This is a genomic window from Okeania sp. SIO3I5, from assembly GCF_010672085.1.
Classification (GTDB): Bacteria; Cyanobacteriota; Cyanobacteriia; order Cyanobacteriales; family Microcoleaceae; genus Trichodesmium.
In genome coordinates this window covers 1-12,916 of sequence record NZ_JAAHHT010000260.1, presented here as the reverse complement: position 1 = coordinate 12,916, position 12,916 = coordinate 1, and the positions used below count along the sequence as shown (strand labels likewise).

At 34.8% G+C, this 12,916-nt stretch carries 8 protein-coding genes; 6 read left to right on the top strand and 2 right to left on the bottom strand.

All coding sequences use genetic code 11. From position 1 onward, the window contains the following. Positions 1 to 1,186 precede the first annotated feature (1,186 nt). The 3 genes from upp to F6K40_RS34065 all read left to right on the top strand — a co-directional run bounded on the left by upp (position 1,187) and on the right by F6K40_RS34065 (position 3,261). Positions 1,187 to 1,837, top strand: coding sequence for a uracil phosphoribosyltransferase (gene upp, locus F6K40_RS34075; protein WP_293142736.1), 651 nt, complete (start codon positions 1,187 to 1,189; stop codon positions 1,835 to 1,837). 280 nt (positions 1,838 to 2,117) lie between these two features. Continuing rightward, positions 2,118 to 2,438, top strand: a complete 321-nt coding sequence (locus F6K40_RS34070) for a ssl2009 family thylakoid membrane protein (protein ID WP_293142734.1) — start codon at positions 2,118 to 2,120, stop codon at positions 2,436 to 2,438. Positions 2,439 to 2,973: 535 nt separating this feature from the next. Continuing rightward, a complete protein-coding gene (locus tag F6K40_RS34065) occupies positions 2,974 to 3,261 on the top strand; it encodes a YggT family protein (protein ID WP_293142732.1) in 288 nt (95 codons plus the stop codon). 102 nt (positions 3,262 to 3,363) lie between these two features. Here the strand turns inward: F6K40_RS34065 and F6K40_RS34060 are convergent, their stop codons facing one another. Then, positions 3,364 to 3,828 carry an FxLYD domain-containing protein gene (locus F6K40_RS34060; protein WP_293142739.1) on the bottom strand — a complete coding sequence of 155 codons (465 nt, stop codon included), beginning with the start codon at positions 3,826 to 3,828 and terminating at the stop codon, positions 3,364 to 3,366. A gap of 1,055 nt (positions 3,829 to 4,883) precedes the next feature. Between F6K40_RS34060 and F6K40_RS34055 the strand changes: the two genes are divergently transcribed. From F6K40_RS34055 to F6K40_RS34045, 3 genes are all read left to right on the top strand, one after another. Continuing rightward, positions 4,884 to 6,257, top strand: coding sequence for a P-loop NTPase fold protein (locus F6K40_RS34055; protein WP_293142729.1), 1,374 nt, complete (start codon positions 4,884 to 4,886; stop codon positions 6,255 to 6,257). Positions 6,258 to 6,362: 105 nt separating this feature from the next. Beyond that, the gene (locus F6K40_RS34050; protein WP_293142726.1) at positions 6,363 to 6,983 is read left to right on the top strand and encodes a hypothetical protein; all 621 of its coding nucleotides are present in this window, start codon (positions 6,363 to 6,365) and stop codon (positions 6,981 to 6,983) included. 57 nt (positions 6,984 to 7,040) lie between these two features. Beyond that, positions 7,041 to 11,432 carry a WD40 domain-containing protein gene (locus F6K40_RS34045; protein WP_293142723.1) on the top strand — a complete coding sequence of 1,464 codons (4,392 nt, stop codon included), beginning with the start codon at positions 7,041 to 7,043 and terminating at the stop codon, positions 11,430 to 11,432. A 409-nt stretch (positions 11,433 to 11,841) separates the two neighbouring features. Here the strand turns inward: F6K40_RS34045 and F6K40_RS34040 are convergent, their stop codons facing one another. Further along, positions 11,842 to 12,729, bottom strand: coding sequence for a shikimate dehydrogenase (locus tag F6K40_RS34040; protein WP_293142720.1), 888 nt, complete (start codon positions 12,727 to 12,729; stop codon positions 11,842 to 11,844). Positions 12,730 to 12,916 lie beyond the last annotated feature (187 nt).

Here is a 12,916-nt window from a genome sequence, read left to right as displayed (position 1 = left end):
TATTGCATCATATTCAGGTATTGCCGGTAATTTGTCAGTTAATGAGGTAGATGTTATAGAGACTGCCATAGTAAAACTTTTGATACTTTTCTTGATTTTAGTTTAGTCGTTATGATTTTGATAATGTTTGATTTATAACAATTTTCCAAAAATTATGCTCTTATTATCAGAATATAAATTATATTAATCTCCTACCAATAGATTTAATATTACTTATCTTTTAATGTTATGTAGCAACCCCAAATAGATTTTGGCAAGTTTTATAATAGTTAATCTCCAGAAAAGAGGGAACAGGGAACAGGGAATAGGGAACAGGGAAGAATAATTGATAATTTCTGGATAATAATTGATTTTTCAAAGAGGGAACAGGGAACAGGGAATAGGGAACAGGAAAGAATAGTTGATAATTTCTGGATAATAATTGATTTTACTTTCAAAGAGGGAATAGGGAACAGGGAAGAATAGTTGATAATTTCTGGATAATAATTGATTTTACTTTCAAAGAGGGAACAAGGAATAGGGAATAGGGAACAGGGAAGAATAGTTGATAATTTCTGGATAATAATTGATTTTACTTTTGATTTTTGGAGATGTCTAATAGTTAATCTCAACTGAAAGCCTTGGGAATTATGTACTTCGCCAATCCGACTGCTCCCCTACCACCAAAATATTACAATTAAAATCGGAATAAAATCCAATAATTATAGGGTTTAAAAGTCGTTTTCTATTACTTACCAGAGGAATTATATTACTCCGAAGCTAACATATTTAATATTACCGAAAAATTTTGCTTTAAAGCCGACCCTTTTAAGGGGATAATAAATAAAAATTTTCATAATTAGTCAATCCTATCGGTTTCGAGGAGAGGTAATTATTAATTATTCATTATTCATTGTTGAAATATAGCTAGCTTATTTGATTCTTGAAAAATCGCAAAAGAACTAAAAATTTTGAAACTCTTAACCCTGTAATTTTCAACCTTCAATTTTATTTTGAGAGCTAAATTTTCATGCTACATATGGCTAAAAAAAAATTTGTTAGTACATAAACTGATTATAAATCTTAGACTAAGAAATGTTTTTCCAACTGTCCCCTATTCCCTGTTCCCTGTTCCCTGTTCCCTGTTCCCTGCAATATGATAATTTGAAGTTAATAAACTAAAAATTTTTTTGGACTTTTGTAATCTATGGCTCTGCAACTTCGTGTTTATGTCCCACCCCATCCATTGGTCAAGCATTGGTTAGGTGTAGCTCGTGACGTGAATACACCCTCTCCTCTATTTCGCTCTGCCATAACGGAGCTAGGTAGATGGTTAACTTATGAAGCAATTCGAGATTGGTTGCCTGTAGTAGAAACAACTGTACAGACTCCTTTAGCTGAATGTTCTGCGACTTTTGTTAATCCTCAAGTTCCTATGGCAGTAATACCTATCCTCCGAGCTGGTTTGGGATTATTAGAAGGCGCTCAAACTGTCTTACCCTCAGCATCTATCTATCACCTGGGAATGGTCAGGAATGAAGAAACTCTCGAAGTTAATTGTTATTTGAATAAGCTCCCCTCCCAATTTGACCCTAATATTCGGGTTTTGATTTGCGACCCAATGTTAGCTACTGGTGCTACAATTATGCAGGCGATGGCTGAATTAACTCAACGTGGAGTTGACCCCAGTGCTGTAAGAATTATTTCTGTAATAGCTGCTAAACCTGCTCTACAAAAACTAGGTGCTACTTATCCTAGCTTGGCTCTTTATACAGCAACTATTGATGAGATTCTGAATGATGTTGGTTATATTGTGCCCGGCCTTGGTGATGCTGGTGATCGAATTTTTGGGACTTAGTTATTAAACCTCTCCAGAAAAGAGGGAACAGGGAACAGGGAAAGAGAATTGATGATTTATGGATAATAATTGATTTAATTTTTGATTTGGGGAGATTTATAATGGCCAACTTAAGTCAAAAGTCAAAAGTTAAAAGTAATCTATGACTCAGTTTTTCATAACGGAAATGCTCCACAAAGACGATTTACTAATGCCCTAAAATAAAATTTTGACATAAAATCTAGTAACATGCTATACTTTATTAGTTAAACTAATATAAATAATTAGCTCTTTGCTAAAAATGAGTAATAAAGATGGTTTTGCAAGTGGTTTAATTACAGGAGCAGCAGTTGGCGGCTTAGTAGGTGCATTGTTAGGAATTTTAGTTGGAACAAGGATATCTGACGATGCCGATGTAGCAGAAAACTTATTAGATAATCAAGATATAGAAAAACAAAAATCAATAAAAGAATCAGAAAGTATAGAAGAGGCTCGTCAAAGTTTAGAAGGTAAGATAGCAAAGTTGAATCAAGCAATTGATGAAGTGCGCCAACAAATAGGTGGAGGTGGTGTTAATCAAGATTTGCCAAAGACTGAGCGATCGCTCTCTGAACAATCCTAGAAAATATAAATTTCTCCGTAAATAGGGAATAGGGAATAGGGAATAGGGAATAGGGAATAGGGAAGAGTTGGAAAAACATTTGCTAGTCTGAGATTCATCATCAGTAATTGTCAAAGGCCAATTCTTTCTTACCTATAGAGCTATATTTGGACATTTGAGATTTTAGAGATATAGCATTACCCATTTAGGTTGTGGACATTAGTAAATTTTTTTTGCGGAATATTTGCGCACCGACAACTCTCTGGTGAGATTACTTTTAAATGCAGGACTTGGGTGTAGGGCTATAACTCAGAGTCAAAGCTTAATCAACCAAAGCTATGCTAAACTTTATAGTGTGTCAAATACAAAGAGTCATGTCAATGGAAGTTTAAATACCGATAAGAAAAGTAGTCCCAAACGCTTTTAGCAATGGGATAGAGGGTTTTGTAGTTCACCCCGTTAAGGTAACACTTAATTAAAACTAAGTCAAGGAATATTTTTCTATAGATTTAGTAACTATAATTAGTAATTTGTAGTTTCACAAATAAAAATATTTATGAATGCTTCCATAGGACTATTAGCCGAGACATTATCAACTTTTGTGAGCATCTATTTAGTTTTGATGTTCATTCGGATTTTGTTAAGTTGGTTCCCTAATGTTAATTGGTATGACCCACCATTTTCTGTATTGAGTCAGTTAACAGACCCTTATCTAAACATATTTCGTTCTATTATTCCACCCTTGGGAGGTATTGACTTTTCTCCAATAATTGCTATCTTTGCTCTCCAGTTTGCAGCTCAACTTTTAACTGGATTACTAAGTGGTTTGGCGACACCTTATTAATCTTATTAATATCTATAATCTCTTAGATGAAAATAGGTTAAAAAAATTTGAGGCAGATGGTAAAAAGGTATTTATCCTTACAACTCCATCTGCCTTTAAGCATTAAAATCCATCAAATTCTTCAATAGTTTGCTCCCACCGAACTTTACTAGGAAAGCCAGATGATTTAAACTGTTTAAGTTTTAAAGGAGTAGGTAGATTTGCTGGTACAGAAACTCTAATTTCAAAATCAGTAGTCTTACCTGCGGGGACTTCTTCAATTGAACCAAGTCTGGTACGATTTTGCATGACGTTATTGTTATTAGCATCATAAATACGGCCATACACATCAGCATCATACACGGTTTTATTAGAAGTATTTTGGGCTTTCCCACTGATAATATAGCAGTTAGCTGCCATGCTAGAACCACTGGTAATTGCTCCTTTGCTTAGTTCTGTAGGACAATTTTTGTAGTCTAGATCATATAATTTAATTTGAATTAATGCCCAAGCAGGGCTACTCCACAACCAAATAGTTATTGTAATTAAGCCACAGATAATAATATTAGACAAGAATCGCGATCGCATATAATTAAGATTTAGACTCAGCATAATAACTTTAGCTTATATCAAAAGACTTAGCAAAATTTTTATATCAGGACTTACGCAAACTTGTAGGCAATACGCTATCTGTAGAGGGCGAATGCCATTCGCCCCTACTATATATGGCGGTTCTGCGTAAGTCCTGTATATGTAGGGAGTAGGTAGGGACATTACGGGAGTAGGGGAGAAAGATTTTTGTTGGGTTTATCCTGCGGATAAGCTCCGCTTTTCATGTCGCGCAGCGTTTCATGTCGGCTCTTAGCCGAAAACGTTCCTCAACCCAACCTACATCTATTCCACCATTTAAGGCGTGTCAGTCCACTACTTTGAGATTGAGATAAACTAAATTATGGGTGTTCTTTTCCATAAAAAGCATTTTTCATATCGATGAGGTACACATATTTATCCCCCCTAAATCCCCCCTTCGGAAGGGGGGACTTTGAGTTATTGCTCCTCCGTTTCAAAGGGGGGACTTTGAGTTCTTGCTCCTCTGTTTGAAAGGGGAGACTTTGAGTTATTGCTCCTCCGTTTCAAAGGGGAGACTTTGAGTTATTGCTCCTCCGTTTCAAAGGGGAGACTTTGAATTCTTGCTCCTCTGTTTGAAAGGGGAGACTTTGAGTTCTTGCTCCTGCGTTTCAAAGGGGAGACTTTGAGTTCTTACTTCTCCGTTTGAAAGGGGAGACTTTGAGTTCTTACTTCTCCGTTTGAAAGGGGAAACTTTGAGTTCTTACTTCTCCGTTTGAAAGGGGAGACTTTGAGTTCTTACTTCTCCGTTTGAAAGGGGAGACTTTGAGTTCTTGCTCCTCCGTTTCAAAGGGGGGACTTTGAGTTCTTGCTCCTCCGTTTCAAAAGGGAAACTTTGAGTTCTTGCTCCTCTGTTTCAAAAGGGAAACTTTGAGTTCTTGCTCCCCCCTTTCAAAGGGGGGTTGGGGGGGATTAAAAAACTCTCACCGATTCAATAATTGCTATATTGGTTTCAAGCAATGTGTTTAAAATATAAACATTATCTGTTTCTTATCTTAATTTTTATATACTCAGAAATGCCACTAGACTTACGAACATTTTTACAAGCGACAAATCCAGGAAGAACTTTATTTTTGAGAGATAATCCTGAAGAAGATAACAATTATTATATTGATTTTTCTTCAGTGCGAGGAGGTCAGATTATTGAGAATCTACGAGATAATATTACTTTGCTCTCGCCGGATGAAGCGACTTGCGAATTATTTACTGGACACATTGGATGTGGAAAATCTACAGAGTTGCTAAGACTTAAAGCAGAGTTAGAGAGGGAAGGATTTCATGTAGTTTATTTTGACTCTGGGGAATATTTGGAATACCATGATGTGGATATTGCAGATATTTTATTGGCGATCGCTCATAGAGTAATAGAAAGTATTGAGCGACTAGAACTTGAGGATGCTACAGGACTTGAAAGATTATTTGAAGGTGCAGTTAAGGTATTAAAAAAGGAGTTTGAACTGGAGGAAGTTGAACTGAAACCTCAAATTCCTAATGTTCCTGATGTTGGAATTAAAGCGAATAAAAAGGGATTTAGTCTTTCTTTTGGTATGGGTAAGATGACTGCTAAAGCTAAAGAAAGTTCTGAACTAAGGAAGAAGTTGAGGGAATATATAGAGCCTCGAATTAGCAATACTATTGAAGCAATTAACCAAGAAATTATAGAACCTGCTATTGAGAAACTGAAACAGGAAGGTAAAAAAGGATTGGTGGTAATTATTGATAATTTGGATCGTATTGAGGATAATAAAAAGCCTTGGGGAAGAACTCAACCAGAATATGTTTTTGTAGATCGGGGACAGCAGTTACGTCAGCTAAAGTGTCATCTTGTTTATACTATTCCTTTATCGTTGCGATTTTCTAATGATTATGGATATCTAACTCAGAGGTTTTTGACTGATCCAAATGTATTGCCGATGGTGTCGATAAAGTTGCGTGATGGTAGTAATTATCGGGAAGGAATTGAATTGTTGCAACAGATGGTTTTAGCAAGAGCTTTTCCTGAACTGGAGTCAAATAAACGTCTGGAAAAAATCACAGAACTTTTTGATAGTCCTAAAACTTTAGAGCTGTTGTGTTTGGTTAGTGGTGGCCATATTCGTAATTTGTTAAGGTTCCTATTTGATTGTATTCGCCAGGAAAGGAATTTACCTCTTTCTGGTGAGACTTTGAAACAAGTAATTCAAAAAAAGCGCGATCAAATGGTTTTGGCAATTGAACCTTATGAATGGGAATTATTGCGTCAAGTGGTTCAGTCTAAAAAAGTTACGGGAGATGATGGATATAAGATTTTAATTCGGAGTATGTTTGTTTATGAGTATCGTGATGCTGAAGGATCTTGGTTTGATGTTAATCCAATTTTAGAAGGTGCGGAAGAGTTAAACATGACTTAGGCAACATAACGATAAGAAAATATACACCATCTGTAGGGGCGAATGGCATTCGCCCCCCTATGAATAGCGTGTTGTCTAAGAAATTACGTAAGTCCTATTAAAGTTATGAATGAATTAAATTTATCTTTTGAGGGTTTTGATAATGAGCGATCGCTTGAAGATATTGTATGGACAATTGAAATGTCTCAGGGACAGTTTTGTTTGATATTAGCTGTATGTGACTCAACTAAGTTGCGGGATAATATGGCACAAAAATTACAAGAAGTTTGCCCGAATATAGAAGAGATTGTTCTTAAGTCATCAGATATTCTAATCCATCCACAACTTAAGGATATAAATAGTCAAAAACATCCATCAGCAATTATGGTTCGTGGTTTTGAATCAGTTACAAAGATCGATCGAATTTTAACTTCTCTGAATCAAGTAAGAGAAGAGTTGTGGAAGTCTTTTAAGTTTCCTGTAATTTTATGGATTAATGGGGAAATTGCCAAAAAAATGATTCGACTAACTCCAGATATTGAGAGTTGGGCGAGCATTACTAATTTTAGTAGTTTTTCTGGAAAACAGATTGATTATCGACCAGAAATGGTAGATAGATTTAATCAGAATCAAGGTTCTGAAGATAGGGATAAATTGAATAATAATAATTTTTTAATTGAGTTGTTTTCAAGATTTTATGTTCTTCAGGACTTAGGTAAAGAAATCTGGTTTTTAGGACTATATTAATCAGTTTTAAATATAAAATTACGAGCTATTTTTTATCAGAGTAAACTATCAGTTTAATTGAATTTTCAAAACGAAATGGAAGGCTGTCTAGAACTCACTCAACAAATTGCGATCGCTGTGTTTGCAGCTATCGGTGGTCAAGATTCTAAATGTTTCAATTTCATTATTATCTTGCTCTATTTCGGTATCTTGCTCTTTTTATATTTATTATCCTTTGAATTAGTACCTACCAAGATAAATGAGGGTACAAAACTAGCAAAATCTGGTAATGTAGAGGCAGCTATATTTGCTTTTAAAAAAGCTTTAGAACTAGATCCTAATATCAACCTTGATATTACAGGAAAAACTCAAGAAAAAGACCCCCAATCCTTTGCCCAAAAATTAGCAGCACCTACCAAAAAGATAGATGAGGGTACAGAACTAGCCAAATCTGGTAATGTAGAGGCAGCTATATCTGCTTTTAAAAAAGCTTTAGAACAAGATCCTAATAGCAACCTTGATATAACGGGAAAAACTCTAGAAAAAGATCCGGAATCCTTTGCACGAAAATTAGCAGCACCTCAGAAGATCGAAGAAGGAATAAAATTAGGAAAATCTGGAAAACCTGAAGAAGCAGTCACCATTTTAAGAGAAATACTACAATGGAACCCTGAGATTAATATCTACCAGCATTTAAGTCAATTCAATGGTGGGCTAAGTCAATGGGCTGATCGAGTTTACAATTCTCTAGAAGAGAAAGAAAAACCAGTTGCTCTGCGTATTTTTTGGGAACTTGTCGAGATAGAAAAAGAAACAACTAACTCAAGTAAAGTTAATGATAAACTCAGCCAGGCTATTTTAGAATATTTACCAAATCCAGAGCAATCTCTGGAACTTTTAGAGCAAGTGACAAGCAAGTTGGCTGACTCCAAAAATAGATTAATTAGCATAAGTAAGTTCTCCTCTGGAGAGACAATTTTATCTATTACATATAAACCTTTGTTGGATAGTTGGATAACTTTACAAAAATGGCTCAAAGATTATCAACCTGTAATAGAAGTAACACGGGAAATTGAAAGAATAGCTAAACGTTGGAAAAATGACCAAACTAATGATGATTGGCTATGGCGAGGAACACAATTAGTGGAAGCGGAGAATTATTTAAAAGAACATAGGCATTTAGGACTATTAAAACGTCTTGGTTATGAATTTATTGAAGCTAGCAAAGAGTTGAGACAAAAACAAATAGAGGAAGAACGTAGTCGATTAGAAGTTGTCAATAAACAATTGGAAAGATTAAATCAACTGAAAGATGAATTTTTATCTAATACCTCTCACGAACTCCGAACACCTCTCAACGCTATAATTAACCTAGCAGAATCTATGATAGATTCTCCCACCGATAAACTATCAGAATCCCATAAAAGCAATTTATCTCTTATTATTTATAGTGGTTCTAGACTAGCTAATCTTATTAACGATATTCTAGATTTTTCAAAACTTAGAAATAAGGATATTCAACTCCAGCAGAAATCAATTGGTATCAAAGAAATCACTGAAATAGTTATTACCCTAAATCAACCTTCAGTGAAAAATAGCGCCTTGAAACTGATTAATTCTATTGATAATAATTTACCCCCCGTATATGCTGATGAAAATCGTCTGCAACAAATTCTATTCAACCTTATTGGTAATGCTATTAAATTCACTAAACGGGGTAAAATCGAAGTATCGGCAAAATTAGTTTCTAATAAAAATCAGAGACAATTAGCTATTACTGTTTCTGACACAGGTATTGGTATTTCAGAGGATAAATTAGACAGTATTTTTGAATCTTTTGAACAAGCAGATGGAACTATCTCCCGTGAATATAGGGGAACAGGTTTAGGTTTAGCAATTACGAAACAACTTGTTGAGTTACACGGTGGCAAAATTGGTGTAGAATCAGTGCTTGGAGAAGGTTCCCGCTTTACCTTTACTTTGCCTGTGTCTGAGAAACCAGCAGAAAAAATAGACACTTCACCAATTTTATCTCCAGTAGTACAGACAATTGATGTAAATGCTGAAGTCGATGCAGACGATCAAAATGTCACGTTAGCAAAAAAATCTAGAGAGTTCAGGGAAAATGATTCGGCAAAAATTCTGATTGTTGACGACGATGTTGTGAATCTAGAAGTGCTTGCTAATCATCTTTCCAATTATAATTATTCTGTGGATCGAGCTGACAATGGACGAGAAGCGTTACAAATTCTAGAGAAAGGTTATCCTGATTTAATCTTACTGGATATAATGATGCCAGGAATGACAGGTTTTGAAGTTTGTCAAAAAATCCGAGAGAAGTTATCTCCTAATGAACTCCCTATTATTTTTCTCACTGCAAAAAATCAAATTTCTGACTTAGTACGAGGTTACAATGTAGGGGCAAATGATTTTATTACTAAACCCTTTTCTAAAGGAGAATTGTTAGCGCGAATCAAAACTCATATTAGTTTAAAAAAGAAGAATCAGGAAGTTCAAGAGCAGCGTCTACGAGCTGAAAATGCTGAAATTGAAACATTAATTTCCTTATCTCAAGCTCGTTTATTATCTGATGATTGGTTAGGTTCTTTGGATGCTGTTTTTCAAGCAGGTAAAAAGTTACAAAATGTGCAAGTTTTACCCGATCTGAAAATGAAAGTAACTTGCCAACTTAGACAAGTAGTTGAGAACATCTCAGAGAAAAATCGTTTCCAATTTCATACAGTTAAAGTCAACAAAATTATCTTTAGTCCAGATGGTAAAACTTTAGCTTCAGCTAGCAATGATGGTACAGTAAAACTCTGCCGATTAGATGATAGTTCAATAGTTACTCTTGAAGGTCATAATAATCCAGTGACTAGCGTTAGTTTCAGTTTCGATAGTCAAATATTAGCTTCTGCAAGTCAAGACAATACAGTAAAACTCTGGGGATTAGATGGTACTGAACTAAAAACTTTTCAAAATAAGGGAAATAAAGTAATTTTTTCTCCTAATGAAAAAATATTAGCTTCTACTAGCAAAGGAACAATAAAGTTTTGGCAAGTAGATGGTACAGAATTGCAAAGTACCCCTGATTTAAAAGTAATTGAAGACTTAAGTTTTAGTTCATTGGAACAGATTTTAGTTTGTGCTACTGAAGAGGGTATTAAACTGTGTCAATTAAACAATCCTGATATGCTAAAAATTCATTCCGATAAAGATTGGGTAACAAGTATTAGTTTTAGTTCTAATGGAAAAAGTTTAATTTCTGCCAATCAAGATGGTGTAATAAAACTCTGGCATTGCAATGGTGGTAAATTAGAAGAAATGGAAAGTTTTCCAGAACATCAAGAAGCGATAACTAGCCTGATAATTAGTCCTAATGGTGAGAAATTTGCCTCAAGCAGCAAAGATGGAATAGTTAACATAAGGGATTTACAAGGCAATGTAATTAATACATTTAAAGGTCATAGATACAAAATTACAAGTCTTTACTTCCATCCCAATAATCAAATTATAGCTTCTGCAGATGATAGTGGTGCAGTAAAATTATGGAGTTTAAGAGATAATAAACCACCAACTTTTTGTAATCATAAAAGCAAAATTACAACAGTTAAATTTAGTCCAGATGGTAAAATTCTAGCTTCTGCTGATGAGGATGGCAATATAAAATTATGGCAAACAGATGGAACAGAACTTGAAAACCATCAAATTTATAACAAAAAAATAACCGCTCTTAGTTTTCATCCAAATAGCAAAATTCTTGCTTTTAGTAATGATGATGGTAATGTTGATTTTTTATCATTAAATAAGAGTGAAACACCATTACCTATGCCACCACAAGATTTTGGAATTACTGGCTTAAATTTTAGTTTTGATGGTAAAATTATAGCCTTTGCTCAAGAAAATCATCTTGAAATATATGACCAAGATTTTAACCAGTTAGCTTTAGGTAGACATAGCGATCGAATTATTAGTATGGATGTTAGTTCCAATAGTCATACTTTAGCGACTGTTGGTGCAGATAATAATATAAAAATCTGGGATTTCACAGACAATAAACTATTAGAAAAATTGTCTTTTTCAACTAATAGTACAGTAACTAAAATTAGCTTTAGTCCTGATGGAGAAATCCTTGCTTCAGCAAGTGAAGATTGTACTATCAAACTTTGGAATCTTAATGGTGAAGAATTAGCAATTTTCAAAGGACACAGCAAAACTATTACTAGCATCAGCTTTAGTCCTGACGGTCAAATTTTAGCCTCTGGTAGTAATGATAATACCATCAAATTGTGGAGTCTTATTAATGAAACTGAAATATATACCTTACAAGATCATACCCAAGCAATTACAAGTATAGATTTTAGTCCTGATGGTAAAACTTTAGCATCTGCGAGTAACGATAAGACAGTAATTCTGTGGAATTTTAACCTTGATGATTTACTACGTCGTGCTGATGAATGGCTTAAATAATTAATAATTAATAATTAATAATTAATAATTAAAGCGTTGGTGAATCAAGGTATGATATCAAATCCGCTGGGCAACGGAAGTGATATAATTCTACCATGAATATTGGTGAAAACTCCTAGGAGCGTGGAGGGTTTGGAGACCAAACCCCTACAGTCTTAAATTCTACCGATACTACCGGATTTGATATGAAAATAAAAATTGAACAATCTCAAATATTTGTTATTGAATAGTTTAGTAATTACCAAAAAATACAAATCATACCCTAATTTACCAACACCATAATTAGTTATTCTAGTCATTGCTAGTGGAACGGAGTGGAACGTTTGCGGAGCATTCCGGAACGGAAAGCAATCTCATGGAAACCCGAGATTGCTTCCTATCGTCGCAATGACTACTATTCAATCCGATTCTATATCAACCCTAAATGTTTACGCAAAGAATTACGCATAACATCCACAGGTACAGACTGTTGTAACCATAATTCTAAAGCAGCAGCTCCTTGTTGAACCAACATTTCTAAACCATCAATAGCGATCGCTCCCCTCACTTGAGCTTGTTGAAGAAACTTAGTCGGGTTAGGAATATAAATTAAATCATAGGCGATCGCTCCTGGAGACAACCTCTCAAAAATCGCCTCATCCACTGGAGATTCCTGAATATTAGGGTACATTCCCACAGGAGTCGTATTCACTAACAAATCTGCCTGTGCAATTAAACTTGGCAAATCATCCCAGTTATGTATTTTAATATTTACTGGCAGAGGAGAATTAACCCAACTTTGCTCAAAAGCAGCTAATTTTTCTATTGATCTACCAACAACATGAATCTCTGCAAAACCTAACTGAGCGCAACCCGCTACTACAGCACGAGCAGCACCACCATTACCCAAAATTACCGCAACTTTTTGATGCGAATCCCAATTATAGGTTTGTAGTGGCGCCAGAAATCCTGTAACATCTGTATTTGTCCCCGCCCATCCTTTATTTGTTCGATAAACAGTATTAACTGCTCCCACTGCTTGAGCAATATCTGACACTTCTGATAATAGTGGTATTATTGCTTGTTTGTGAGGAATAGTAATATTAAAACCCTGAACACCAATAGCAGAAAATCCAGCAATAGCTGTGTTTAAATCTTCTGGTTTAATTGGGAAAGGTAGATAAACAAAATCAATTAAATTTTGTTGATTTTTTTGATTATTTATTGCTTGAATTGCAGCATTGTGCATTAGCGGAGACAGAGAATGTTCCACAGGATAGCCAATGACTCCTAATAATTTTGTTTTACCTGTAATCATTTTTAACAATTAATAATTACCCCTTCTTATCAACAGGACTGACGTAAATTCTTAAATAATCAGGACTTACGCAAAAACGCTATATATAGTGTATGGTAAATAGAGCGATCGCTAAAAAAATCACAACGCTCGCTCAGTATCTCCGATTTTATCTCTATCTATAAAAACTTAAACAACCGTCATTTTA